A 24,060-nucleotide genomic window follows, 5' to 3' on the forward strand; every position below is an offset into this window, starting at 1 on the left:
CGACGTGCGAGCCCGCAGCACCATGCAGAACTTCGAACAGATCCGCCGCCACCTGCTCGGCGGCGATTTCCGGGTCACCATGCAGGAGCCCTACGTGATCTGCGTGGAGCTCTCGCTGGACGGCGGGCGCCGCCACCAGGCGATCTTCCTGGCGGAGCTGCAGGACGACGACGGCCGCAACTACCTGCGCGTGAGCACGGTGATCGCGCCGATCACGGGCATCGACGCGCGCCGCGCGCTGGCGTTCAACTGGAGCACGCGCGTGGGCTACCTCGCCATCGGCGAACTCGATGGCGTGCCCTACCTGCAGCTGTGCGAGAACCGTCCCTACGACGGCCTCAGCGCCGCCGAGATCGGCCGCGTGGTGCTGGAGGTGGGGGGCATGGGCGACCGCCTGGAGCGGGCGCTCTCGGCAGAGGGCGACCTGCTGTAAGACCGGCGGCGGGCGCCAGCCAGGGCGGCGTCCCCGCCACCGGGCGGCACGCGCGGACGACGCCATGGCCCGCCCGCGCCGATGATCAGGCCCAGCCCCTGCTCTGCATCAGGCGGAACAGCAGGTAGGCGATCCCGCCCGACATCGGGATGGTCAGGATCCAGGCCCAGATCATCTTGTGGACCACGCCCCACTTGATCGCGTTCAGGCGCTTGGCCGTGCCCACGCCCATGATCGCGGACGAGATGTTGTGCGTGGTCGACACCGGGATGCCCAGCGAAGACGCGGCCAGGATCACCGATGCGGCGCTGGTCTCGGCCGCGAAGCCGTGGATCGGATGCAGCTTGACCAGCTTGTGGCCGAGCGTCTTGATGATGCGCCAGCCGCCGGCGGCGGTACCGGCCGCCATCACCACGGCGCAGGTGATCTTGATCCACGTGTCGATGTCGCCGTTGGCCAGCGCCTCGTCGGACGGATGCAGGAACGCCAGCCAGCCGGGCAGCACGTCGAGCGTGCCCGCGGCCTGCGCACTGACCAGGGTCAGCGCGACGATGCCCATGGTCTTCTGCGCGTCGTTCATGCCGTGGGCGAAGCCCATCCCCGCGGCGCTGACGATCTGCGCCTTGCCGAAGAAGCCGTTGACCCAGCGCGGCCGGGCGATGCGCGCCAGGATGCCGCCGCTGCGCGCCATCATAGAGATGACGAAGAACAGCACGCCCATCATCAGGAAACCGGCGGCGAAGCCCAGCACCGGCGAGGACACCATCGGCACGATCACCTTCCACAGCACGCCGGCGCTGCGGTAGACCGGCTCGGCCGGCTCGGACCAGATCACCACGTCGACGTTGTTGTAGGCCGCCGCCAGCGCGGCGCCGATCAGGCCGCCGATCAGGGCGTGCGAGGACGAGGACGGCAGGCCGAACCACCAGGTGATCAGGTTCCAGGTGATGCCGCCCAGCAGCGCGCACAGGATCAGCTGCGAGCCGACCTCGATCACGCCCGCGTCGATCAGTCCGGACGAGATCGTCTTGGCCACCGCGGTGCCGGCCAGCGCGCCGATCAGGTTCATCGAGGCGGCCAGGCCCACCGCCTGCATCGGCGAAAGCACCTTGGTGGCGACCACGGTGGCGATCGAATTGGCGGTGTCGTGGAACCCGTTGATGTATTCGAACACCAGCGCGGTGATCACCACCACCATGACCAGGGTCAGCATCGTGGCGGCCCGGTCAGGAGTTCTTGAGCACGATTTCGTAGGCGACCACGCCGGCTTCGCGGCAGCGGTCGATCGCCTTCTCGAGGATCTCGAAGAACTCCTTGAGCAGGAACATCTGCAGCGGGTCGAGCTTGCCCGAGTAGATGTCGCGGTAGAGCTCGAGCATCAGCCGGTCGGCCTCGTTCTCCAGCGCGCGCAGGCGGTCGTTGAGCGCCTTCATCGGCTCGAGCTTCATCGCGCGCAGCGCCTTGACCATCTCCACCACCACCCCGGCGGCCTGCTCGAGCATCGCCGCGCGCGGCGCGAAGTCGATGTGCTCCAGGTGCTGGGTGGCCAGCGAGTAGCGGTCGGCGAACTTCTCGATCTGCTTGGGGATCTTGTACAGCGCCGAGCCCAGCGCCTCGATGTCCTCGCGCTCGATCGGGGTGATGAAACTGTCCACCAGCGCCTGGCTGATCTTGTCCGAGGCCTCGCGCTCGCGCAGGCGGGCCAGCTTGAAGGCGTCCAGGGCGGGCTGGCGGTCGGCCTCCCGGAGCATGGCGTGCAGGGCCTTGGCCGCGTCGTGGGCCGCCACGGCGGCGTCCTCGAGCAGCGTGTAGAACTGGTTGCCCTGCCCGAACATGGTTTGCAAGGAGAACATCGCGATGGATCCCGCCGCCGGGGAGTGGACGGCCTTTCGAGGCGGAATTATGACCGGTCGCCCCCCTGCATCGCCATCACCGGCGTCGAAACCGTGAGAAAGGACCGCCCGGACCGGGTGTTATGATGCGCTGCCGCGCCCAAGTGCCGCGCCGCCGCCCCATGGACGACGACCCTCCTCCGCCCTCCCGCCGGCCCAGTCCCGACCGCATCCCCCGCACGGATCCCACCCTGACCGCCCACGCGGCCCGGGGTCCGGCGCACGCTCCGCACCCGGCCAGGCAGGTGCGCGATGCTTGAACTGGCGATCGTCCTGCTGCTGATCGGATGCAACGCCTTCTTCGCGCTGTCGGAGATGTCGGTCGTCACCTCGCGCAAGGGGCGGCTGCGGCAGATGGCCGAGCACCGCGGGGCGCGCAAGGCGCTGGAACTGGCCGAGCATCCCGAGCGTTTCCTGTCCACCGTGCAGGTGGGCATCACCCTGATCGGCATCCTCACCGGCATGTTCGGCGGCGACGCCATCGGCGCCCGGATCGGCACCCGGCTGCTGGCCACCTTCCCGTCGATGGGCGCGAAGATGCCCTTCTTCGAGGGCAGCTACGCCGCCGTGACCGGCACGGTCCTGGCCGTCGGCCTGATCACCTACCTGAGCATCGTGCTGGGCGAACTGGTGCCCAAGCGCCTGGCCCTGCTGGCGCCCGAGCGCCTGGCCGCGCTGGTGGCGCTGCCGATGCACTGGCTCTCGCGCCTGGCCGCGCCGGCGGTGCGCCTGCTGGGCGCGTCGGTGGGCGCCATCCTGCGCCTGCTGCGGCTGCACCAGACCGAGGCCGCGCAGGTCACCGAAGAGGAGATCCGCCTGCTGGTGAGCGAAAGCCACGAGCAGGGCGTGATCGACGCCGACGAGCGCAACATGATGAACCGCGTGCTGCGCCTGGGCGACCGCAGCGCGGCCAGCCTGATGACGCCGCGCACCCGCATCGCCTGGCTGGACGCGGCCGAGGGCTTCGAGGAGAACCTGGCGCTGATGCGCGCCACCCCGTTCTCGCGCTACCCGGTCTACCGCGGCAACGACGCCGACGTGGTCGGCATCCTCGAGATCAAGTCGCTGATCGACCGGCTCGAGGAGCCGGAGTTCGACCTGTTCAAGTACCTGCGCGAGCCGCTGTTCGTGTCCGAGTCGACTCCGGCGCTGAAGCTGCTCGAGATCCTGCGCGAGGAGCAGTATTCGCTGGCGCTGGTGGTCGACGAGTACGGCGACGTGGCCGGCCTGGTCACGGTCAACGACGTGCTCGAGGCGGTCATCGGCCGCACCCAGACCGGCGAGGGCCCGGATGCGGTGTCGCAGGTGGTCGCCCGCGAGGACGGATCGCTGCTGGTCGACGGGACCGCCTCGGTGGAGACGGTGCGCGAGCTGTTCGGCAGCGGCACCCTGCCGGGCGAAGAGGAGCACGACTACCACACGGCCGCAGGCATGGTGATCGCGCACTTCGGGCGCATTCCCAACGTCGGCGAGCACTTCCAATGGAGCGGCTGGCGCATCGAGGTGGTCGACCTCGATGGCCCCCGGATCGACAAGCTGCTGGTGCAGCGTGTGGATGCGGGCGATGGCGGACACTGACGCGCACGGCACCAGCCGCGCGCAGGCCGCGGTCCTGGGCACCCGCGAACTGCTCGACGCGCTCGCGCGGGGCGACAGCGGGGACCACCTGCGGCTGGAGGACATCCTGGCCGGGCTCAGCCGGCAGGTGTTCGGCATGCTGCTGTTCGTGTCCACCCTGCCCGCCTTCATCCCGATCCCGGGGGTCGGCGGCGCGATCAGCGGGCCGGCCACGATCCTGGTCGGCGTGCACCTGCTGGTCGGCATGCGCAGGCTGTGGCTGCCGCGCTTCGTCGCCAGGCGCGGGCCGCGCCGGTCCAGCCTGCAGGCGTTCCAGCGCGCGGTCGATCCCTGGCTGACCCGCCTGGAGCGCGTGGTCAGGCCGCGCCTGACCACGCTGATCGAGCATCGCGCCGCGGCCATGTTCACCGGCCTGCTGCTGGTGCTGCTGGGGATCCTGCTGGCGCTGCCGATCCCGTTCACCAACTACCTGTTCGGCGCGCTGATGCTGGTCTACGCCTTCGCCCTGCTCGAACGCGACGGCGGACTGATGCTGCTGTGCTGGGTGGCCGGCATCGTCGCGATCGTGGTGTTCGGCATCCTCAGCGGCACGCTCGCGGCCGCGGCGACGCAGTGGCTGGGCGGACTGCTGGCCTGAGCGGACTGCCGCCCGCGACGACGCCTGCGCGGCGGCTCAAGCCAGCAGGCGCTTGAACTCGGCGTTGGCCACCGGGTGGCCCAGCCAGTAGCCCTGCGCCATGTCGCAGCCGCGCTCGCGCAGGATGGCGTACTGCCCTTCCTTCTCCACGCCTTCGGCCACCACCTGGATGCCCAGCGAGTGGGCCATGGCGATGATCGCGGTGGTCAGCGCCAGGTCGTCCGGGTCGCGCAGTACGTCGGCGATGAAGCTGCGGTCGATCTTGACCCCGTCCACCGGCACCCGGCGCAGGTGGCTCAGGCCCGAGAAGCCGGTGCCGAAGTCGTCCAGCCACACCTTGACGCCGCTGTTGCGCAGGCGCGCCAGCACGCTGCTCACGCGCGCCTCGTCGGCGATCACCGCCGTTTCGGTCAGCTCGATGTGCAGGTGCTGCGGGGCCAGGCCGCTCTCGCGCAGCACGGCCTCGGTGGTCGCGGCGAGGTCGCCGGCGCGCAGCTGCCGCGGCGAGACGTTGACCGACACGAACAGCCCCTGCGCCCCCGGCAGGTCGCGCTGCCAGCCGCGCGCATCCATGCACGCCGCGCGCAGCACCTGCGGCCCGATCGCCTCGATCAGCCCGCTCTGTTCGGCCACGTCGACGAACAGCGCCGGCGACACCTGGCCGTGCTCGGGATGGCGCCAGCGCAGCAGCGCCTCGGCGCCGACCAGCTTGCCGTCCGAGAGCCGGTACAGCGGCTGGTAGGCCAGGCTCAGCTCGCCGCGCTCCCAGGCCCCGCGCAGGTCCTGCTCCATGCGTACGCGCCGCTCCACGGCCTGGTCCATGACCCGGCTGTAGAAGCGGTAGCAGCTCTTGCCGGCGACCTTGGCCTGGTACATGGCGATGTCGCCGTTCTTGAGCAGCGAGGGCACGTCGGTGGCGTCTTCCGGGAACAGCGCGATGCCGATCGAGATGCCGAGGAACACCGGCCGGCCGCGCACGGTGATCGGCCGGCCCAGTTCCTCCACCAGCACCTCGGCCAGGCGGCCCGCGCGCTCGCGGATGTCGCCACCGGGATCGCCCTGCAGCAGGATCACGAACTCGTCGCCGCCGAACCGGGCCAGCACCGCGCCCTCGCCGCCGTGCGCGTCGATGACCTCGCCGATGCGGCCGGTGAACTGCATCAGCACCTCGTCGCCGGCATCGTGGCCGATGGTGTCGTTGACGCGCTTGAAATCGTCGATGTCGGTGAACAGCAGCGCCAGCTGCCGCGCCGCGCCATTGCTCTCGGCGACCCGCTGGTCCAGCACCTCGCGGAACGCCAGCCGGTTCGACAGGCCGGTCAGCGCATCGGTATAGGCCATGCGGCGGATGTCACGGTCGTGCCGCATGATGCTGTCGCGCATGTGCGAGAACGCGCGCACCAGGTCGCCGATCTCGTCGGCGCGGCGCGTCGCCGGCACGGCGGCCTCGAAGTTGCCCGCCTCGATGCCGCGCGCGGCATCGGCCAGCTGCCGGATCGGCGAGACCAGCCTGCGCTGCAGGACCAGTCCGATCATCGCCAGCAGGGCCACGAGCGAGGCCAGCAGCAGGCCCACCCACAGCAGCTGGCTGCGGCTGACCTCGCGCAGGCGGCCGGACATGATCCCGCCGATCTGCCGCTCGTCGGCCTTGACCGCGTCCAGCGAGTAGCCCACGCGCACGCCGCCCAGGCGCTGGTCGCCGATGCGGATGGGCGCAGCCACGTCGAGCAGTTCGCCGCTGGCCTGCACGTGGGCGCCGGTGATCGAGAGCACCTCGTAGGCGAGCGGGTCCGACATCGTCTGCCCGTAGGTGGAGATGTCGGGGCTGCCGTCGTGGATCACCTGGCCGTCGTTGTCGTAGACGATGACGTAGGTCACGTCGGGCTGGCGCAGCACCTGGCGCAGCGCCGTGCCGATGGTTTCCAGGTCGAAGTAGTACAGCGGGTTGACCAGCGAATCGGCCAGCTGCAGCACCTGCGTCTCACCCTGGGAGAGCAGGCGCCGCGACGAGAAGTCGTCGATCGCCTGCAGCCCCAGGCTGCGCACCTCGCGGTGCAGCTCGTTCTGCCGCTGCAGCACCAGCGCGACCAGCGCCAGGGTCAGCAGCAGCATCGCCACCGCGAGCACCGCGAAACGCGCCTGCAGGCCGAAGCGCGACGGCTTCATTCGACTTCCCTCGTCACGCGCGCCACGCCGCGGCTGAGGCGCTCGAGCCCGGCCGCCGTGTCGGCGTCGATCGGCACGAAGCGGGTGGTCTTGAAGAAGCGCAGCAGCGCCTCGCGCGCGTCGGGGTCGGCGGCCGCGCCGGCGAGCACCTCGCGCAGCCGCTCGCGCACCCGCGGGTCCATGTCGCCGCGCACCATCTCCAGCGCGCGCGGGAACTCGCCGCTCTCGCGCACGATGCGGAAGTCGCGCCGGTAGGACGGCGGCACGCGCTTGGGGTTGGCCCAGTCCAGGTTGCTCATCGCGCCCACGTCGACCAGGCGCTTGTGCACCCAGGCCGAGACGTTGAGCTCGGAACGGCCGAACACGTAGCCCACCGAGTCGGCGCCGGGCCGGTCCATCGGCGAGAGCAGCACCTCCAGGCGCAGGCCCTGGGCGAGCAGTTCGTCGGCCGGCACGTAGTAGGCGCTGGTGGAGTGGCGGTTCTGGAACACGATGCTGCGGCCGCGCAGGTCGGCCAGTTCGCGCACCGAACTGTCCTTGCGCACGAAATAGACCGTGTGGTACCTGGCCACGCCGTCGCGTTCGGTCATCAGCAGCGGCTGCGCGCCGGCGCGATCGGCCAGCGCCATCGCGGTGCCGGCGGTCTCGGTCACCCAGTCCACCCGCCCGCGCCGCATGTAGCTCTGCATCTGCTGCGCGTCGCGCGCCATCAGCACGCGTCCCTCGCGGATGCCGACGTCGGCCATGCGCGGCACCACGTAGTCGAGCAGCGGCTTGAGCTGGTCGTAGTGGGCCTTGGGATCGTCGCTGATGCGGCCGAGCACGAGCACGCCGTCGTCGGCCAGGGCCGGCGCCAGGCAGGCGAGCCAGAGCGCCAGCGACAGCAGGAGACGGAGACGGGAACCGGATGGAAGGACTGGCAAGGGACGGTTCCGGGTCGACTCGGATGCTGGCACGGCGGCGAGCCTAGCCGAAATCCGCGTCGGCCGGTAGCGATCCGCGCCATGCGCGGCCTGCGTGGACATGCGGGACATCGCGTGTCCCGGAGCGACAGGCCGCGCCTTCGCTCAACCCCCGCCGGCCAGTCGCGCCATGCGCTGGGCATCGGCGAGCACGCCGCGCAGCAGGCGCACGTCGCGGTCGTCGAGTGCGGCACGCAGGAAGATCCGGCGCAGCTTGCGCATCGCGGACTCCGGGGCGCGCCCCTTGTGGAAGTCGATCGCATCGAGGGTGTCGCCCAGCTGGGCGAAGAAGCCCTCCAGTTCCGCATGACTGGCCGGAACGTCGCCGTCCGGTGCCGGCGCCGCCAGGCGTTCCGGCGACGCCCCGCGCAGGCCGAGCATGGCCAAGCGCAGTTCGTAGCACAGCACCTGGACCGCGGCGGCGAGGTTGAGCGAGCTGTAGACCGGATCGGCCGGGATGTGGACGGCCGCATGGCAGAGCTGCAGCTCGTGGTTGTCCAGGCCGGTGCGCTCGCGCCCGAACACCAGCGCCGCCGCGGTTCCGGTGGCGGCCGTGCCGAGCGCGCGCGCGGCGGCCTCGGCCGGCAGCAGCTCGTCCAGGGCGATGCGGCGGCTGCGCGCGGTGCAGCCCAGCACCAGGCGGCAGTCGGCCACGGCCTCGGCCAGGGTCGGCACCAGCTCGGCGGCGGCGAGCACGTCGTCGGCGCCGGCGGCCATGGCGGCCGCGTCGGCATGCGGGAAGCGTTCGGGCGCGACCAGCACCAGCCGCCGCAGCCCCATGGTCTTCATGGCGCGGGCGGCCGCGCCGATGTTGCCGGGATGCTGGGTTCCGACCAGGACGATGCGGAGATTGCCGGCCGCGTGCAGGAGTTCGCTCATGGCGCGATGGTAAACTGCGCGCCCGGCCACTGGCGCCGGCCCGCTCTTTTCCCCCGCCGTCCACGGAGTCCCACGATGCTCGCCCCCGCAGTCAATGTCATGGTCAAGGCCGCGCGCGCCGGGGGCAACGTGCTGCTGCGTCACATGCACCGCCTGGACGCGCTGAACGTGGTGGAAAAGGAGCGGATGGACTACGCCAGCGAGGTCGACGGCCAGGCCGAGGAGGCCATCGTCAAGGAGCTGCGCCGGGCCAATCCCGACTACGCCATCCTGGGCGAGGAAGGCGGCGCGCAGAAGGGCAACCGCGGCCCCAGCCGCTACACCTGGGTCATCGACCCCCTCGACGGCACCAGCAACTACCTGCACGGCATCCCGCACTGGTGCGTGTCGATCGCGCTGTGCGAAGGCCCCGAACCGCTGCACGCGGTGGTCTTCGACCCGCTGCGCAACGAGCTGTTCACCGCCACCCGCGGCGCCGGCGCCCAGCTCAACGAGAAGCGCGTGCGCGTGTCCGAGCGCAAGGACCTGCCCGGCGCCATGCTGGTCACCGGCTTCCCGCCGCGCGAGCGCAAGCGCGCCGACGCGCAGCTGGATTGCCTGAAGGTGCTGCTGCGCGACGTCGAGGACGTGCGCCGCACCGGTTCGGCCGCGCTCGACCTGGCCTGGGTAGCCGCTGGCCGCTGCGACGCCTACTTCGAGGCCGGCGTGCAGCCCTGGGATATCGCCGCCGGCGTGCTGCTGGTGCGCGAGGCCGGCGGCCGGGTGACCGACTTCCGCGGCGCGCCGACCGGCCCCATGCACGTGGCCATGGGAACCGGCCGTCCGCTCATCGCCGGCAACCTCAGGGTCACCGAGTCGCTGCAGAAGGTGATCGTGTCGTCGGGATACGCGGCCTCGTTCGACTGAGCGGCTGTCCGCGGCGCGCCAGGCGGGCCCGACCGGAAAAGAAAAAGGCCGCGCGATGCGCGGCCTTTTCCGTCATGCGGTCGGCTTTGCAGCCGCCAGCGCCCTGCCTTACGGGCGGCGCGCCAGGGCTTCCTCGTCGCGGGCCTTGGGCAGCAGGTCCTGTTTGGTCACGCGCAGCAGGCCCAGGGTCAGCAGTGGGCAGGCCACCAGGATCGAGGACGCGGTACCGATCACGATGCCGATCATCATCGCCTCGGACATGCCTTCCAGCGAGCCGCCGCCGTAGATGTACAGCGCCAGCACCGTCAGGAACGCGACCACCGAAGTGATGATCGTGCGCGACAGGGTCTGGTTGATCGAGGTGTTGAGCACTTCCAGCGGCTCGGCGCGCATGGCGCGGAAGTTCTCGCGCACGCGGTCGAAGACCACGATGGTGTCGTTGATCGAGAAACCCATCACCGTCAGCAGGCCGGCCAGCAGGGTCAGGTCGAACTCGCGCCCGGCCAGCGAGAACCAGCCGGCCACGATCAGCACGTCGCCCAGGGTGGTGATGATCGCCGAGACCGCGAACTTCCACTCGAAGCGGAAGGCGATGTAGATCAGGAAACCCACCACCACGAACACGATCGCGTAGATGCCCTTCTTCGCCAGGTCCTGGCCGACCTGCGGGCCGACGAACGAGCGGCCCTTGATCGTGGCCGGGTTGTCGGCAGTCGATGCCGCGACCAGCACGTCCTCGGCGGTGCGGTTGATGGCCTCGGCGTCGGTGCTGCCGTCCTTGGGCTGCAGGCGGATCATCAGGTCGCTGCCGGTGCCCATGGTCTGCACCTGGGCGCCGGGATAGCCGGCCGACTCGAGCCGGTCGCGCACCGTGTCGACGTCGGCGGGCCGCTCGAACACCAGTTCGACCGATGTGCCGCCGGTGAAGTCGAGCGCGTAGTTGAAGCCGTTGACCGCGATCTGGACGACCGAAGCCACCATCAGCAGCAGCATGAAGCCGATGGTGACCATGCGCCAGCGCATGAAGTCGATGCGGGTGTCGTTCGGGATCAGGTGCAGGGGAAACAGTTTCATGGTCGTGGTCTCCCGGCGCTCAGATGGCGATCGACTTGAGTTTGCGACGACCGCCGTAGATCAGCGTGGCGATGCCGCGCGAGACGGTGACGGCGGTGAACACCGAGGTCAGGATGCCGATGACCATGGTGACGGCGAAGCCGCGCAGCGGGCCGGTGCCGAACGCGTACAGCGCCACGCCGGCCAGCAGCGCGGTCATGTTGGAGTCGAAGATCGTGCCCGAGGCCTTGTCGTAGCCGGTGGCGATGGCGGTGCGCGGCGGCAGGCCGGCGCGCAGTTCCTCGCGTATGCGCTCGTTGATCAGCACGTTCGCGTCCACCGACATGCCGATCGACAGCGCCAGGCCGGCGAAGCCCGGCAGGGTCATGGTGGCGCCGAACAGGCTCATCACCGCCACCACCATCACCAGGTTGAGCAGCAGGGCGATACAGGTGATCAGGCCGAACATGCGGTAGTAGAGGGCGAAGAACACCAGGGTGAACGCGAAGGCGTACATCACCGCCTGGGTACCGCGGGCCACGTTCTCGGCGCCGAGGCTGGGGCCAATCACCCCCTCCTCGACGAAGTCCATCGGCGCGGCCAGCGCGCCGGCCTTGAGCTGCTTGGCCAGGGCGGTGGCTTCCTCGCGGCTCAGGCCGGTGGTCTGGAAGTCCTTGCCGAACACGCCGCGGATGGTCGAGGAGCTGATCACGCGCTCCTCGGTGCGCGAGGAACGCACCTCCTCGCCGTTGACCATGGTCACCGTGGGGATGCGTTCGACGTAGACGATGCCGAGGCGGTTGCCCACGTTCTCCAGCGTGTGGTCGAGCATGCGCTTGCCGCCCGCGGCATTGAGCGTGATCGACACCGCCGGCAGGCCGGTCTGCGGATCGGTCTGCGGCTGCGCGTTCACCAGCTCGTCGCCGGAGACCAGCAGGCGGCGCGAGAGCAGCAGCGGCTGGCCGTTCTGGTCGTAGTAGATGCGCGAGCCTGCCGGGATGTTGTTGTCGGCCAGGGCGGCCGCGGCCTGGGCCTCGTCGCCGGTCACGGCGCGGAACTCCAGGGTGGCGGTGGCGCCGATCAGGCGCTTGGCCTCGGCCGTGTCCTGCAGGCCCGGCAGCTGGATCACCAGGCGGTCGTCGCCCTGGCGCTGCAGCGAGGGCTCGGCCACGCCGATGGCGTTGATGCGGTTGGCGATGACGTTGCGGTTCTGCTCGATAGCGTCGGTGGCGATGCGGCTCAGCTCGCCCTCCGACAGGCGCACGCCGATGCGGTTGCCGTCCACCTCGATGGCGGGGCCGCTGGTGCCCAGGGCGGCTCCGCCCATGCCGCCCATGGCGTTGGCGATCTCGGTGCGCGCCCGCGCGGCGTCGGCCGCGTTGGCCAGGGTGACCTGGATGGTGCCGTCGGCGCGCCGGTCGGCGCCGGTGTAGCCGATGCGCGCTTCGCGCAGCGCGGTGCGGATCGCGTCGGCATAGCCGTCCAGGCGCTTCTCGAGCGCCGCCTTCTGGTCGACCTGCATCATGAAGTGCACGCCACCCTGCAGGTCCAGGCCCAGCGACATCGGGCGCGCGCCGAGCTTCTCCAGCCAGGCGGGCGTGGTCGGCACCAGGTTCAGGGCGGCCGAGTAGTCCTGGCCCAGCGCCGGGCGCAGCACGTCCGAGGCGCGGGTCTGGGTCGGCGCATCGGGCAGGCGCACCAGCACCTGGCCGCCTTCGAGCTCGACCGAGCGCGGGGCGATGCCCGCCTCCGACAGCAGTTGCTCCACGCGCCGCACCAGGGCCTCGTCCACGACCGCCGCCGGGCGGTTCTTGGTGACCTGCACGGAGGGGTCCTTCTGGTACAGGTTCGGCACGGCATAGAGCGCGCTGAGCAGCACCACGATCAGGATGAGGGCGTATTTCCAGCGGGGAAATTCGAGCATTGCAGGTATCGCCTGGCGAATGGGGGCGCACCCCCGGGGGCCGGTTCCCGGCGGGGCCGGGACACCGTCGCGGCATCACGCCGCGCGCGGACGGGCCGCGGTAGTGGTGGTCGCCGGCCTCAGGCCGACTTGAGCGTGCCCTTGGGCAGCACGTTGCCGACGGCGCCGCGCTGGACGCGGATCTCCACGCGGTCGGCGATCTCGATGGTCACGAAGCTCTCGCCCAGCGAGCGCACCACGCCGGCGATGCCGCCGCTGGTGATGACCTCGTCGCCCACGGCCAGCTTGTCGAGCATGGCGCGGTGTTCCTTCTGCCGCTTCATCTGCGGGCGGATCATCAGGAAGTACATGACCGCGAACAGGATCAGGAAGGGCAGCACGGCGCCCATCAGGCCGGGACCGGCGGGCTGGCCGGTGGCGGCCTGGGCGTGGGCCGGGGCAATGATCAGGTCGAGCAGGTTCATGGGGACATCCGTCGGAAAAATAGCGGGGAATTATGCCACGGCCCCGCCGCGGGCCGGGCCGGGGCCGGGAGGCACGGCCAAAGGCGGGCTGCGGCGCCCTGCCCGCGGCGCGCCGGGGCGCGGCTCAATGCGGCCGTCGCAGCGCGTGGAAAGACTCGCGGAAGGTGGCGAAGGTTCCCGCGGCGATCGCCGCGCGCATGTCCGCCATCAGCTTCTGGTAGTGCCACAGGTTGTGCAGGGTGCCCAGGATCGGGCCGAGCATCTCGTTGCAGCGGTCGAGGTGGCGCAGGTAGGCGCGGCTGTATCCACCGGCGCAGGCCGGGCAGCCGCAACCTTCTTCGATCGGGCGCAGGTCCCGCTCGTACTTCGCGTTGCGGACCCGGACCACGCCGGTCGAGGTGAAGTAGTGGCCGTTGCGCGCGTTGCGGGTCGGCATCACGCAGTCGAACATGTCCACGCCGCGCGCCACCGCCTCGACCAGGTCCTCGGGCCGGCCCACGCCCATCAGGTAGCGCGGCCGGTCGGCAGGCAGCTGCGGGCAGGTGTGGTCGAGCATGGCGTTGCGCTCGTCCTCAGTCTCGCCCACCGCCAGGCCGCCGATGGCGTAGCCGTCGAAGCCGATCTGCTGCAGGCCCTCGGCCGAGCGGCTGCGCAGGTCGTGGTGCACGCCGCCCTGGACGATGCCGAACAGCGCCGCGTCGTTGCCCTCGTGGGCGCGCCTCGAGCGCTCGGCCCAGCGCAACGACAGTTCCATCGAACGCTCCACCACGCGCTTGTCGACCGGCCTGCCGTCGACGTTCACCGGCGGGCACTCGTCGAAGATCATCACGATGTCGCTGCCCAGCACCTTCTGGATGTGCATCGATTCCTCCGGGCCGAGGAACACCTTCGAGCCGTCGGTGGGCGCGGCGAAGGTCACCCCGGCCTCGGTGATCTTGCGCCGGTGCGCCAGCGAGAACACCTGGAAACCGCCCGAGTCGGTGAGGATCGGCCCGTCCCAGCGCGAGAAGCCATGCAGGCCGCCATGCGCCTCGATCACCTCCAGCCCGGGCCGCAGGTACAGGTGGAAGGTATTGCCGAGGATGATCTGCGCGCCGAGCTCGCGCACCTGCCCGGGCAGCATGCCCTTGACCGTGCCGTAGGTGCCGACCGGCATGAAGGCGGGGGTTTCCACCACACCGCGCGGGAAGGCCAGGCGTCCGCGGCGCGCGGCGCCGTCGGTGGTGATCAGGTCGAACTGCATGCGGGACATGGGGCGGGATCGGGCATCGGATGGGACAGGCGGGGGCGTGGCGCAGGCCCGCCGGAGCGCAGGCGCCGGCAATGGAGCCAGTCGGAAAAGATCGCGGGCGACGCGGCGCAGGCCCCTGCCTCGCGGTCGCCGGCCGCACATTGTAGGGGGCGGGGCACCGGGCCGCCTGTTCAGCCGAAGCGCACCAGTCCTTCGTCGCGCAGCCGCAGGGCCAGCACCGCGCCCGGCGCCGGCGCCATGTCCGCGGGCAGGTCGACCTCGACCAGGGCGCCGTCCCCCAGCCGAAGCACGGCCACGCGCCCCGGCCCGCGGAACGAGACCGCCAGCACTTCGGCACGAAGCGATCCCTGCCGGTCCGGCACCAGCCGGTCTGGCCGCAGCAGCACCTGTCCACTGCCGGCCAGCCCCAGCGACGCGGCCGGCAGCACCCGTCCGCGGCCGATGAAGCCGGCCACGAACGGATCCGCGGGCGCGGCGTACAGCGTGGCCGCATCCGCCCACTGCAGGATCCTCCCCTGCTCCATCACCCCGATGGCGTCCGCCATCGCGAAGGCTTCGGCCTGGTCGTGGGTGACCAGCAGCGCGGTGGTGCCGGTGCGCCGCAGGATCGCGCGCAGTTCGGCGGCCAGGTGCTCGCGGGTGTCGATGTCGAGGTTGGAGAACGGTTCGTCGAGCAGCAGCAGCGCCGGCGACGGCGCCAGGGCGCGCGCCAGCGCCACCCGCTGCTGCTGGCCACCGGACAGCTCGTGCGGCCAGGCGTCGGCGCGGTCGGGCAGTCCCACCAGCTCCAGCACCTCGGCCACCCGCGTCCGACGCTCGCGGCGCGGCATCCGCGACAGCCCGAAGCCGACGTTGCCGGCCACGTCCAGGTGCGGGAACAGCGCGTAGTCCTGGAACATCATCCCGACGCCGCGCTGCTCCGGCGGCAGCGTGCGGCCAGGCGACGACAGCACCCGTCCATCGAGCCGCACCTCGCCCGCCTGCAGCGGTTCGAACCCGGCGACGGCGCGCAGCACCGTGGTCTTGCCGCAGCCCGATCGGCCCAGCAGGCAGCCGATCTCGCCGCGCGCCAGCCGCAGCGACAGCCCGTCGACCACCGTGCGCGCGCCGCCGGCGACCGGATAGGACACGCCGATGTCCTGCGCCTCCAGCATCGCGTTCAAGGCGACACCGCCTGGCGGGCGTAGGCCGGGCCGGTGCGCGAAAGCAGGATCACCGGCAGCAGCCCGGCCAGCACGATCAGCAGCGCCGCGACCGCCCCGTCCTCGTAGGCGCCGCGCGCGGCGTCGGCGTACAGCCAGGTGGCCAGGGTCTCGAAGTTGAGCGGCCGCAGCAGCAGGGTGGCGGGCAGCTCCTTCATCGCATCGACGAACACCAGCAGCGCCGCCGCGGCCAGCGACGGACGCAGCAGCGGCAGGTGCACCCGCCGGAGCATCCTGCCGGCCGGATCGCCGAGCCCGCGCGCGGCCTGGTCGAGCGAGGCCGGGATCCGCGCCAGCCCCGCCTCCGCGCTGCCGGCGGCGATGATCGCGAAGCGCAGCACGTAGGCCAGCACCAGCGCCGAGACCGAGCCCATCAGCAGCATGCGCGGCGTCATGCCGAGCCCCTGCAGCAGCAGGTTGGCGCCATCGTCGAACCAGGCCAGCGGCGCCAGCAGCCCGATCGCAAGCACGGTGCCGGGCACGGCGTAGCCCAAGCTGCCGGCGCGCATCGCCAGCGACGCCAGCGCGGGACGCCGTCGCGCCTGCGCCAGGCGCAGCGCCCAGGCCAGCACCAGCCCTGCGCCGACGGTGGCGAAGGTCGCCAGGGTCGCCACGCGCAGCGTGTTCCAGGCGCTCGACCACAAGGTCGGCGACACGCCGCCGCCCGCATCGAAGCGCTGCCAGCTTTCCGCGACCAGATAGGCCGTGGGCGCGACGAAGCCCACCAGCACCGGCAGCGCCGCCGCGGCCAGCGCCAGCCAGGCTGCGCCGCCATGCAGGCGCTGGCGCTGCATCGGGCGCGGGCGCAGCGTGCTGGCGTAGCGCTGGCGACGGCGGCCGTGGCGTTCGATCGCGATCAGCACCACGACCAGCAGCAGCATCGCCAGCGCGATCTGCGCCGCGCCCGGCAGGTCGCTGCGCGTGATCCAGGTGGTATAGACCGAGACCGTCATCGTCTGCACGCCGAGGAACTCGGACGCGCCGATGTCGTTGAGCGTTTCCAGCAGGGCCAGTGCCGCGCCCACCGCGATCGCCGGCCGCGCCAGCGGCAGGGCCACGCGCCGGAACAGCGCCGCCCTCCCGGCGCCGAGCGTGCGCGCCGCCTCCAGCAGGCTCGCGGCCTGGGTCATGAACATCGCGCGCGTGGTGATGTACACGTACGGGTACAGCACGAAGCCCAGCAGCACGATGCAGCCGCCGAGGCCGCGGATATCGGGCAGCCGGAAATCGCGCGGACTGTCGTAGCCCAGCAGCGTGCGCAGCAGCGACTGCACCGGACCCAGCGGATGCAGCAGGTCGAGATAGGCGTAGGCCACGATATAGGTCGGCACCGCCAGCGGCAGCAGCAGCGCCCAGGCCATCACTCCGCGCCCCGGGAACTCGTAGGCGGTCACCAGCCAGGCCGCGCCGGTGCCGATGCACACCACCAGCGCGCCGACGCCCGCCAGCAGCAGCAGCGTGTTCCAGGCCGCGGCCGGCAATACGCTGGCCGCGATGTGCGACCACAGTCCGGCGCTGCCCTGTGCCGCCGTCCACGCCAGCGCCAGCAGCGGCAGCAGCACGACGCCCGCCACCAGCAGCGCGGCCAGCAGCCAGCCGTCCAGGTGCGGACGGGCGCGGGCGCGGAACGCGGCGGCGGCCAGCGTGGTCATCGCGGTCGAACCGGATCCGGGGTGCGCGCCCTTGCGCCGCGCACCCGCACCGTCAGTTGTCGAAGCCGACGCGGTCGACCAGCTCGCTGGCCTGCTTGCGGTGCCTGGCCACTTCGGTCAGCGGCAGCGCATCGACCTTCATTTCGCCGAAGCTCGCCACCACCGGATCGAGCTCGACCCCGGCCTTGACCGGGTATTCGTAGTTGGCGCGCGCATACAGGCTCTGCGCCTCGTCCGAGACCAGGTACTCGAGCAGCTTCACCGCGTTGTCGCGGTTGGGGGCGAACTTCGCGACCGCCGCGCCGCTGATGTTGACGTGGGTGCCGCCGCCTTCCGCGCTGGCGAAGACGGGGCGGATCACCTGGATCGCCTCGCCCCACTGGTGCTGCTCGCTGCCCGGCTCGGCGTTCTTCATGCGGCCGACGTAGTAGGCATTGGCGATGCCGATGTCGCAGATGCCGGCGAGGATGTCGCGGGCCACGTCGCGGTCGCCGCCGGCGGCCTTGCGCGCCAGGTTGGCCTTGACCCCGCGCAGCCATTGCTCGGTCTTCTCGGCGCCGGCGTGGGCGATCATCGCCGCGATCAGGCTGGTGTTGTAGGGATGCTGGCCCGAGCGGATGCAGACGCGGCCCTTCCACTGCGGATCGGCCAGCTGCTCGTAGGTGAAGCCGTCGAGCTGCAGGTCCTTGTCCGCGTACAGGATGCGGTCGCGCAGCGACAGGGCGTACCACTGCCCGTCGCCGCCGCGCAGGTGCGCCGGAATCGCAGCGTCCAGCGCCTGCGATGCGACGGGCTGGGTCTGGCCGTTGTCGACCAGGTCGAGCAGGTTGCCGGTGTCCACCGTCATAAGGACGTCGGCCGGCGAACGCTCGCCTTCCGCGCGCACGCGCTCGAGCAGTCCATCGCGCACGAACACGGTGTTGACCCGGATGCCGGACGATGCAGTGAACGCGTCAAGCAGCGGCTGGATCAGGCCCGGCTCGCGCGTGGTGTAGAGGTTGACCTCGCCGGTGGCGGTCGGCGCCTCGCTCGCGGCCGGGTCCTGCGCCGGCGCAGCCGGTTCGCGCTGGCCGCAGGCGGCCAGCAGGACGAGGGCCGCAAGGGCAGGCAGGCGGGCGGCATGGGCAAGACGCATTCGGGACTCCTGGCGTTCTGCGCGGCGCAGCGCCGCGTGGAAACGAGAATTGTACTCATCCGCGCCCGCCCCTGCCCGCCGGCCCGGCGACGCGCCGGCTCAGCCGAAGCGGTCGCCCAGCAGCAGCATCGCGTCGCCGTAGGAGAAGAAGCGGTAGCGCTCGCGCACCGCGTGCGCGTAGGCCGCCAGGATCCGCTCGCGCCCGGCGAATGCCGACACCAGCATCAGCAGGGTCGATTCGGGCAGGTGGAAGTTGGTGAGCAGCGCGTCGACGCTGCGGATGCGGTAGCCGGGAAAGATGAAAATGCTGGTCTCGCCCGAATGCGGATGCAGTTCACCGTCCACGGACGCGCTCTCCAGCGCGCGCACGACCGTGGTCCCCACCGCGATCACGCGCCCGCCGGCGGCGCGGGTGCGCCGCACCTGGGCGACCAGTTGCGCGCCGACGTTGATCCATTCGCTGTGCATGGCGTGCTGGTGCAGGTCGTCGGCGCGCACCGGCTGGAAGGTCCCGGCACCCACGTGCAGGGTGACGTGGCCCGATTCGATCCCGCGCGCGCGCAGGTCGGCCAGCAGCGCGTCGTCGAAATGCAGGCCGGCGGTGGGCGCGGCCACCGCGCCGACCTCCCGCGCGAACACGGTCTGGTAGCGCTCGGCGTCGTCGCGGCCGGGTTCGCGGCGGATGTAGGGAGGCAGCGGCAGTCGTCCAGCCTCCAGCAGCCAGGCTTCGAGCGCGCCGGGCACCTCGAACTGCAGGTGGTAGAAGCCGCCGTCGCGATCGAGCACCACCGCCTCGCCGCCCGCGTCCAGCGCGATGCGCGAGCCCGGCCGCGGCGGCTTGCTCACGCCCAGCTGCGCTCGCGCCCGGTTGTCCGGCAGCAGGCGCTCGATCAGGATCTCCACGCGACCGCCGGTTTCCTTCTGCCCGAACAGCCGCGCCGGGATCACCCGCGTGTCGTTGAACACCATCAGGTCGCCCGGGCGCAGCCAGTCGCCCAGCGCGCGGATGCGCGCATCCACCAGCGCGGCCTCGCCCGGCGGCACCACCAGCATGCGGCTCGCCGAACGCTCCGGCAGGGGTTCCTGCGCAATCAGCTCCGGTGGCAGGTGGTAGGAGAAATCGGACTTCTTCATGGGCGAATTGTAGGCGTGTGTGGCGCCTGGGACGTGCAGGCGGGGCGCCCGCCGCAAGGCCGGGCGCCTCCCATGGACCGCTCCGGATGATCGCCGCGGCGATGACCGGGGGAAGGGCGGCTGCTCGCGGCGTGCGGCGGCCTTCTCCCACTCCATCACATGCGCTGCAGGCGACCCCCTCCCCGGCGCGCGGGGGAGAGGCGACGGCGTCCTTCGCCTGTGGCGAAGGACGCTTACCGTTCGAACTTGGTCGAGAGAATGACCGCCGAGGTGGTGCGCTCCACGCCGTCGAGCGCGCCGATGCGGTCGGTCAGTTCGTCCATGTCCACCACCGTCGGCACCACGCCCATCGCCACCAGGTCATGCGCGCCGCTCACCGAGTGCAGGCTGCGCACCTGCGGCATCTCGTGCAGGGCCTGCACCACGGCCGGCATCTGCTTGGGCGCCACCGTGATCAGGATGTGGGCGCGGATGTAGCCGCGCTCGACCTGCTCGTTCACGCGCACGGTGTAACCGCGGATCACGCCTTCGCGCTCCAGGCGCTCCATCCGGCTCTGCACCGTGGTGCGCGACAGCCCCAGCCGCCGGGCGATTTCGGCGGTCGAGGCGCGCGCGTTTTCGCGCAGGGCGGACAGCAGCTGGGCGTCGGCGGGAGTAATCTTCATGATCTGCGCAAAACCTTCGGCAATCCGCCGAAATGATAGTGAATTCTGCGCGGATCCGCCCTGTCTTTCGCCGAAGGGATCGAGATAATAGGAGCAGGGCCGCCGCTGGCGGCCTCCCACCTGCCCCCACGGCGCCACCGCTGCGCCGGCTCGTTTCCAGGAGAAGCGCCGATGTCGATCACCGCTGCCCTCGCCCCCCTGCGCGCACACGGCGGCCAGCGCCGCACCACCGGCCTGGATGACGCCACGCTCGAACGGCTGGCCGCCAGCCACCCCGAGCTGCGCGAGGCGATCGCGGCCGCGGCCGAGGAGTACGCGCGCATCCGCGGCGACTTCGCCGACCTGCTCGAACTCGACGAGTCCGCACAGGTCGAGGCGGTCCAGGCGGGCTTCGTGAACTTCTACGCCACCGATGCGGTGAACCCCTATGTCGCGCTGACCGCGCGCGGGCCGTGGATCGTGACGCTCAAGGGCGCGGTGGTCCACGACTCCGGCGGCTACGGCATGCTCGGCTTCGGCCACGCGCCCAAGGCGGTGATCGAAGCGATGGCCAAGCCGCAGACCATGGCCAACGTCATGACGCCCAGCCTGTCGCAGCTGCGCCTCGACCGCGCCCTGCGCCGCGAGATCGGCCACAGCGCCGGCGGCTGCCCCTTCGCCCGCTTCCTGTGCCTGAATTCGGGCTCGGAGGCAGTGGGCCTGGCCGCGCGCATCGCCGACGTCAACAGCAAGCTGATGACCGACGCCGGCGGCCGCCACGCCGGCGCGAAAATCAAGCGCCTCGTGGTCAAGGGCAGCTTCCACGGCCGCACCGAGCGCCCGGCGCTGTACTCCGACTCGACCCGCAAGACCTACCTGCAGCACCTGGCCAGCTTCCGCGGCGAGGACTCGCTGATCGCGGTCGATCCCTACGACGCCGACGCGCTGCGCCGCGCCTTCGCCGACGCCGAGGCGAACGGCTGGTTCATCGAGGCGGTGTTCCTGGAGCCGGTGATGGGCGAAGGCGACCCAGGCCGCGCCCTGCCCCGCGCCTTCTACGACGTGGCGCGCGAGCTCACCGCCGCGCACGGCGGCCTGCTCCTGGTCGACTCCATCCAGGCCGGCCTGCGCGCCCACGGCGTGCTGTCGATCGTCGACTACCCCGGCTTCGAAGGCTGCGCCCCGCCGGACATGGAAACCTATTCCAAGGCCCTCAACGCTGGGCAGTACCCGCTGTCGGTGCTGGCCGTCACCGAGTCCACCGCGCAGCTGTATCGCACCGGCGTGTACGGCAACACCATGACCACCAACCCGCGCGCGCTCGACGTGGCCTGCGCCGTGCTCGACGCGATCACCCCCGAACTGCGCGCCAACATCCGCCAGCGCGGCCAGGAAGCCGTGGCCAGGCTCGAGGCGCTCAAGGCCGAGCTCGGCGGGCTGCTCACCGGCGTGCAGGGCACCGGCCTGCTGTTCTCCTGCGAACTGGCGCCGCAGTTCAAGTGCTACGGCGCGGGGTCGACCGAGGAATGGCTGCGCGAGCACGGCATCGGCGTGATCCACGGCGGCGCCAACTCGCTGCGCTTCACCCCGCGCTTCGAGACCACGGCCGACGAACTCGAGCTGCTGGTGTCGATGGTCGGCAAGGCCCTGCGCGAGGGCCCGCGCATCCGGTCGGCCGAAGCCGCCTGACCCCGGACGGTCCCACCCGCGCCCCGGCCGGGACGCGGGCGGACTGCTGTCGCTACAGGAGGCGCAGCGTCAGCGGATAACGGTATGCCTCGCCGTTCCAGGCCTTCGTTGTGCCGATGATGCCGCACACCAGCCACGTCACCGCGAGCGCGCCCGCGGCCAGCAGCAGCACGATGCCCGCCGGTGCGGTGAGGATGATGCCCAGGCCCAGGGTGAGCACGGTCGCGCCCAGCAGCAGCACGCCGATCACACACACCGCGCAGGCGTACAGAAACATGCTGAGGTTGAAGTTGAAGGCCTCGCGCGCATGCGCCGCGGCAAATGGTGAATCGTCGCGCTTGAGCAGGTAGACCACGCCCGCCGCCAGCATGCCGGCGAAGCCGGCGGTCCAGCTGGTGAGCAGCGCCAGCAGCAGCGCGCCCAGATGCGCGCCCGCCGCCCACTGGCGATCGGCCAGCGAGGCACCTTCACGATCGAGCAGAGTGTCCATCGTCCGTCTCCCACCGGAAACCGTCCGGGTCCGGAACGATGTTGCGCCCGCCGCGCGGAAACTCAACCCAACTGATGCCCTGGTCCCCGGGGCGCCGCGCGCCGCGGGATCCTGCCCGCGACGGCGGCCGCGTGCCCGTCAGTTGATCAGGCGGATGGCGAACGGATAGCGGTAGTCCTCGCCCTTGTTCGCGGCGAGGCCGGCGATGATGCTGAAGACGATGCAGGCGATCCACAGCAGGAGGTTCAGCAGCGCGCCGATCAGGATGATCGACAGCACCACGCCGATGATGTAGCCGAACAGCAGCGTGATCTGGAAGTTCAGCGCTTCCTTGGACTGGCTGACCAGGAATCCGCGGTCGGCCTTGTCCTTGTTGATCAGCCAGACCACCAGCGGCACGATGAAGCCGAGGATGATGCCGGACAGGTGGGTCAGCATCGCAATGGTGCGGTCGTCCTGGCTCGCACTGCCGTGGACCGGGTTGGTGTCGCTCATGGAATCTTCCCCTGGACTGGATGGATAGGGCCGTTGGATGGCCGCGTCACGCCGCCGGCACCCCCTGCGCGGCCCGCCAAGCATAACGTCAATCCGCGCCTGCAACGGTCATCCGGCCCAGCAGGATCGACCCGGTGCGGATGTGCGAACGCGGGTCGACGTCGCTGCCCACCGCCTCGATGGACTCGAACATCCCGCGCAGGTTGCCGGCGATGGTGATGCCGTCCACCGGCCAGGCGATCTCGCCGTTTTCGACAAGAAAACCCGCCGCACCACGCGAATAGTCGCCGGTGACGGTGTTGACGCCCTGTCCCATCAGTTCGGTGACCACCAGCCCGCGCCCCATCCCGGACAGCAGCGCCTCGAAGCCGCCCGCGTTCGCGCCGACCTGCAGGTTGTGCACCCCGCCGGCGTTGGCGGTGGTCTGCAGCCCCAGCCGGCGCGCCGAGTAGCTGCCCAGCACGTAGCGCTGCAGCACGCCGCCGTCCACCAGCGCCGAGGCGCGGGTGGCCACGCCCTCGTTGTCCCAGGCCGCCGAGCGCAGGCCGCGGTGCAGGAACGGATCCTCGTGGATCGAGAACCAGTCCGGGAACAGGCGCGTGCCGGCACTGTCGAGCAGGAAGCTGGCGCGCCGGTACAGCGATCCGCCCGACACCGCCCCCAGCAGGTGGCCGATGAGCGAGCGCGCGACCTCGGCCTGGAACAGCACCGGGTACTCGCCGGTGGCGACCGGCCGCGGCTGCAGCCGCGCCAGCGCGCGCTCCGCCGCCTTGCGCCCGATCCGGGCCGGCGCATCCAGGTCTTCAGCGGCCAGGGCGAAGCTGTACCAGCCATCGCGCTGCATGTCCTCGCCGCTGCCGGCGATCAGCGCACAGCCGATGCTGTGGTGGCTGCCGCGCTCGCTGCCGACGAAGCCGTGCGAGTTGGCGTAGACGCTCAACGACGTGCTGGTGCTGACCGACGCGCCGTCGGAATTGCCGATGCGCGCGTCGGCCTCGCGACCCGCGGTTTCGCAGGCCAGGGCCAGGTCCACCGCCTGGTCCGCATCGATCGCCCAGGGATGCCAGTCGTCGAAGTCCGGCCAGCCGGCGGGTCCGGGGCGCGCCATCAGTTCGGCGTCGGCCAGCCCGGCAGCCGGGTCGTCCTCGGTGAAGCGGGCGATGGCGCAGGCCTGGGCCACGGTCGCCTCGAGGCTGGATTCGCGCAGGTCGGCGGTGCTGGCGCTGCCCTTGCGCTTGCCGAAGTAAACGGTCACGCCGATGCCGCGGTCGCGGGTGGACTCCACCGTCTCGACCTCGCCCATGCGCACGCCCACGCTCAGGCCGCGCTCCTCCGAGCACGAAACCTCGGCCTGGCTGGCGCCCTGCGCGCGGCAGGCGTCGAGCAGGCGCGCGGCCAGCCCCTCCAGCCGCTGCAGGCGCTCGGGGCTGTCGTCTTCGTTCACGGGCACGGCAACGCTGTTCAATGGCTTAT

The 24,060-nt window shown here is 71.2% G+C and carries 22 protein-coding genes; 5 read left to right on the top strand and 17 right to left on the bottom strand.

What is annotated here, in order from left to right:
- Positions 1-4 precede the first annotated feature (4 nt).
- The gene (locus tag ACFQ2D_RS14205; RefSeq protein WP_342457129.1) at positions 5-433 is read left to right on the top strand and encodes a hypothetical protein; all 429 of its coding nucleotides are present in this window, start codon (positions 5-7) and stop codon (positions 431-433) included.
- Positions 434-518: 85 nt separating this feature from the next.
- Here ACFQ2D_RS14205 and ACFQ2D_RS14210 read toward each other — a convergent pair whose 3' ends face one another.
- Positions 519-1,646 carry an inorganic phosphate transporter gene (locus ACFQ2D_RS14210; RefSeq protein ID WP_280942465.1) on the bottom strand — a complete coding sequence of 376 codons (1,128 nt, stop codon included), beginning with the start codon at positions 1,644-1,646 and terminating at the stop codon, positions 519-521.
- 13 nt (positions 1,647-1,659) lie between these two features.
- Positions 1,660-2,286 carry a DUF47 domain-containing protein gene (locus ACFQ2D_RS14215; protein ID WP_280942464.1) on the bottom strand — a complete coding sequence of 209 codons (627 nt, stop codon included), beginning with the start codon at positions 2,284-2,286 and terminating at the stop codon, positions 1,660-1,662.
- Between the two features lie 291 nt (positions 2,287-2,577).
- Here ACFQ2D_RS14215 and ACFQ2D_RS14220 point away from each other — a divergent pair, with 291 nt between their 5' ends.
- A complete protein-coding gene (locus ACFQ2D_RS14220) occupies positions 2,578-3,903 on the top strand; it encodes a hemolysin family protein (RefSeq protein ID WP_280942463.1) in 1,326 nt (441 codons plus the stop codon).
- Positions 3,890-4,540 carry an exopolysaccharide biosynthesis protein gene (locus tag ACFQ2D_RS14225; RefSeq protein WP_280942462.1) on the top strand — a complete coding sequence of 217 codons (651 nt, stop codon included), beginning with the start codon at positions 3,890-3,892 and terminating at the stop codon, positions 4,538-4,540. Before ACFQ2D_RS14220 ends, ACFQ2D_RS14225 begins: the two co-directional genes overlap by 14 nt.
- 36 nt (positions 4,541-4,576) lie before the next feature.
- Here the strand turns inward: ACFQ2D_RS14225 and ACFQ2D_RS14230 are convergent, their stop codons facing one another.
- From ACFQ2D_RS14230 to ACFQ2D_RS14240, 3 genes are all read right to left on the bottom strand, one after another.
- On the bottom strand, positions 4,577-6,706 hold the full coding sequence (locus ACFQ2D_RS14230) for a putative bifunctional diguanylate cyclase/phosphodiesterase (RefSeq protein ID WP_280942461.1): 2,130 nt from the start codon (positions 6,704-6,706) through the stop codon (positions 4,577-4,579).
- The gene (locus tag ACFQ2D_RS14235; protein ID WP_386795687.1) at positions 6,703-7,629 is read right to left on the bottom strand and encodes a phosphate/phosphite/phosphonate ABC transporter substrate-binding protein; all 927 of its coding nucleotides are present in this window, start codon (positions 7,627-7,629) and stop codon (positions 6,703-6,705) included. The genes ACFQ2D_RS14230 and ACFQ2D_RS14235 overlap by 4 nt, the downstream gene beginning before the upstream one ends.
- 144 nt (positions 7,630-7,773) lie before the next feature.
- Positions 7,774-8,547: an RNA methyltransferase gene (locus ACFQ2D_RS14240; protein ID WP_280942460.1), complete on the bottom strand. Its 774-nt coding sequence runs from the start codon at positions 8,545-8,547 to the stop codon at positions 7,774-7,776.
- Between the two features lie 75 nt (positions 8,548-8,622).
- Between ACFQ2D_RS14240 and ACFQ2D_RS14245 the strand changes: the two genes are divergently transcribed.
- Positions 8,623-9,453, top strand: a complete 831-nt coding sequence (locus ACFQ2D_RS14245) for an inositol monophosphatase family protein (protein WP_280942459.1) — start codon at positions 8,623-8,625, stop codon at positions 9,451-9,453.
- Positions 9,454-9,561: 108 nt separating this feature from the next.
- Here the strand turns inward: ACFQ2D_RS14245 and secF are convergent, their stop codons facing one another.
- The 9 genes from secF to ACFQ2D_RS14290 form a co-directional block, all read right to left on the bottom strand.
- The gene (gene secF, locus ACFQ2D_RS14250) at positions 9,562-10,527 is read right to left on the bottom strand and encodes a protein translocase subunit SecF (protein WP_280942458.1); all 966 of its coding nucleotides are present in this window, start codon (positions 10,525-10,527) and stop codon (positions 9,562-9,564) included.
- Positions 10,528-10,546: 19 nt separating this feature from the next.
- Complete coding sequence (gene secD, locus ACFQ2D_RS14255) at positions 10,547-12,430, bottom strand: protein translocase subunit SecD (protein WP_280942457.1); 1,884 nt, start codon at positions 12,428-12,430, stop codon at positions 10,547-10,549.
- Between the two features lie 119 nt (positions 12,431-12,549).
- Positions 12,550-12,894: a preprotein translocase subunit YajC gene (yajC, locus tag ACFQ2D_RS14260; protein ID WP_280942456.1), complete on the bottom strand. Its 345-nt coding sequence runs from the start codon at positions 12,892-12,894 to the stop codon at positions 12,550-12,552.
- A gap of 124 nt (positions 12,895-13,018) precedes the next feature.
- Positions 13,019-14,146 (bottom strand): tRNA guanosine(34) transglycosylase Tgt, encoded by a 1,128-nt coding sequence (gene tgt / locus ACFQ2D_RS14265; RefSeq protein WP_280942455.1) that lies wholly within the window; start codon positions 14,144-14,146, stop codon positions 13,019-13,021.
- 170 nt (positions 14,147-14,316) lie between these two features.
- Positions 14,317-15,300: an ABC transporter ATP-binding protein gene (locus ACFQ2D_RS14270; protein ID WP_280942663.1), complete on the bottom strand. Its 984-nt coding sequence runs from the start codon at positions 15,298-15,300 to the stop codon at positions 14,317-14,319.
- A 5-nt stretch (positions 15,301-15,305) separates the two neighbouring features.
- A complete protein-coding gene (locus tag ACFQ2D_RS14275) occupies positions 15,306-17,000 on the bottom strand; it encodes an ABC transporter permease (protein ID WP_280942454.1) in 1,695 nt (564 codons plus the stop codon).
- A gap of 52 nt (positions 17,001-17,052) precedes the next feature.
- Positions 17,053-18,135, bottom strand: a complete 1,083-nt coding sequence (locus tag ACFQ2D_RS14280; protein ID WP_280942453.1) for a Fe(3+) ABC transporter substrate-binding protein — start codon at positions 18,133-18,135, stop codon at positions 17,053-17,055.
- Positions 18,136-18,234: 99 nt separating this feature from the next.
- Positions 18,235-19,269, bottom strand: a complete 1,035-nt coding sequence (queA, locus tag ACFQ2D_RS14285) for a tRNA preQ1(34) S-adenosylmethionine ribosyltransferase-isomerase QueA (protein ID WP_280942452.1) — start codon at positions 19,267-19,269, stop codon at positions 18,235-18,237.
- 233 nt (positions 19,270-19,502) lie between these two features.
- Positions 19,503-19,934: an Lrp/AsnC family transcriptional regulator gene (locus ACFQ2D_RS14290; RefSeq protein ID WP_280942451.1), complete on the bottom strand. Its 432-nt coding sequence runs from the start codon at positions 19,932-19,934 to the stop codon at positions 19,503-19,505.
- 171 nt (positions 19,935-20,105) lie between these two features.
- On the opposite strand from ACFQ2D_RS14290, the gene ACFQ2D_RS14295 reads away from it, so the two are divergent.
- Positions 20,106-21,602: an aminotransferase class III-fold pyridoxal phosphate-dependent enzyme gene (locus ACFQ2D_RS14295; RefSeq protein ID WP_280942450.1), complete on the top strand. Its 1,497-nt coding sequence runs from the start codon at positions 20,106-20,108 to the stop codon at positions 21,600-21,602.
- A 52-nt stretch (positions 21,603-21,654) separates the two neighbouring features.
- On the opposite strand, the gene ACFQ2D_RS14300 is transcribed toward ACFQ2D_RS14295, so the two are convergent.
- From ACFQ2D_RS14300 to pmbA, 3 genes are all read right to left on the bottom strand, one after another.
- Positions 21,655-22,092 (bottom strand): DUF4870 domain-containing protein, encoded by a 438-nt coding sequence (locus ACFQ2D_RS14300; protein ID WP_280942449.1) that lies wholly within the window; start codon positions 22,090-22,092, stop codon positions 21,655-21,657.
- A gap of 138 nt (positions 22,093-22,230) precedes the next feature.
- Positions 22,231-22,587, bottom strand: coding sequence for a DUF4870 domain-containing protein (locus tag ACFQ2D_RS14305; protein ID WP_280942448.1), 357 nt, complete (start codon positions 22,585-22,587; stop codon positions 22,231-22,233).
- An 88-nt stretch (positions 22,588-22,675) separates the two neighbouring features.
- Positions 22,676-24,052 (bottom strand): metalloprotease PmbA, encoded by a 1,377-nt coding sequence (pmbA, locus tag ACFQ2D_RS14310; protein ID WP_280942447.1) that lies wholly within the window; start codon positions 24,050-24,052, stop codon positions 22,676-22,678.
- Positions 24,053-24,060 lie beyond the last annotated feature (8 nt).

This window comes from Luteimonas composti (assembly GCF_042678665.1).
Classification (GTDB): domain Bacteria; phylum Pseudomonadota; class Gammaproteobacteria; order Xanthomonadales; family Xanthomonadaceae; genus Luteimonas; species Luteimonas composti.

Coding starts and splice junctions, on each gene's coding strand:
- ACFQ2D_RS14210 (WP_280942465.1), bottom strand. CDS start 1,646: ATGCTGACCCTGGTCATGGTGGTGGTGATCACCGCGCTGGTGTTCGAA.
- ACFQ2D_RS14215 (WP_280942464.1), bottom strand. CDS start 2,286: ATGTTCTCCTTGCAAACCATGTTCGGGCAGGGCAACCAGTTCTACACG.
- ACFQ2D_RS14220 (WP_280942463.1), top strand. CDS start 2,578: ATGCTTGAACTGGCGATCGTCCTGCTGCTGATCGGATGCAACGCCTTC.
- ACFQ2D_RS14225 (WP_280942462.1), top strand. CDS start 3,890: ATGGCGGACACTGACGCGCACGGCACCAGCCGCGCGCAGGCCGCGGTC.
- ACFQ2D_RS14230 (WP_280942461.1), bottom strand. CDS start 6,706: ATGAAGCCGTCGCGCTTCGGCCTGCAGGCGCGTTTCGCGGTGCTCGCG.
- ACFQ2D_RS14240 (WP_280942460.1), bottom strand. CDS start 8,547: ATGAGCGAACTCCTGCACGCGGCCGGCAATCTCCGCATCGTCCTGGTC.
- ACFQ2D_RS14245 (WP_280942459.1), top strand. CDS start 8,623: ATGCTCGCCCCCGCAGTCAATGTCATGGTCAAGGCCGCGCGCGCCGGG.
- secF (WP_280942458.1), bottom strand. CDS start 10,527: ATGAAACTGTTTCCCCTGCACCTGATCCCGAACGACACCCGCATCGAC.
- secD (WP_280942457.1), bottom strand. CDS start 12,430: ATGCTCGAATTTCCCCGCTGGAAATACGCCCTCATCCTGATCGTGGTG.
- yajC (WP_280942456.1), bottom strand. CDS start 12,894: ATGAACCTGCTCGACCTGATCATTGCCCCGGCCCACGCCCAGGCCGCC.
- tgt (WP_280942455.1), bottom strand. CDS start 14,146: ATGTCCCGCATGCAGTTCGACCTGATCACCACCGACGGCGCCGCGCGC.
- ACFQ2D_RS14270 (WP_280942663.1), bottom strand. CDS start 15,300: ATGCTGGAGGCGCAGGACATCGGCGTGTCCTATCCGGTCGCCGGCGGC.
- ACFQ2D_RS14275 (WP_280942454.1), bottom strand. CDS start 17,000: ATGACCACGCTGGCCGCCGCCGCGTTCCGCGCCCGCGCCCGTCCGCAC.
- ACFQ2D_RS14280 (WP_280942453.1), bottom strand. CDS start 18,135: ATGCGTCTTGCCCATGCCGCCCGCCTGCCTGCCCTTGCGGCCCTCGTC.
- queA (WP_280942452.1), bottom strand. CDS start 19,269: ATGAAGAAGTCCGATTTCTCCTACCACCTGCCACCGGAGCTGATTGCG.
- ACFQ2D_RS14290 (WP_280942451.1), bottom strand. CDS start 19,934: ATGAAGATTACTCCCGCCGACGCCCAGCTGCTGTCCGCCCTGCGCGAA.
- ACFQ2D_RS14295 (WP_280942450.1), top strand. CDS start 20,106: ATGTCGATCACCGCTGCCCTCGCCCCCCTGCGCGCACACGGCGGCCAG.
- ACFQ2D_RS14300 (WP_280942449.1), bottom strand. CDS start 22,092: ATGGACACTCTGCTCGATCGTGAAGGTGCCTCGCTGGCCGATCGCCAG.
- ACFQ2D_RS14305 (WP_280942448.1), bottom strand. CDS start 22,587: ATGAGCGACACCAACCCGGTCCACGGCAGTGCGAGCCAGGACGACCGC.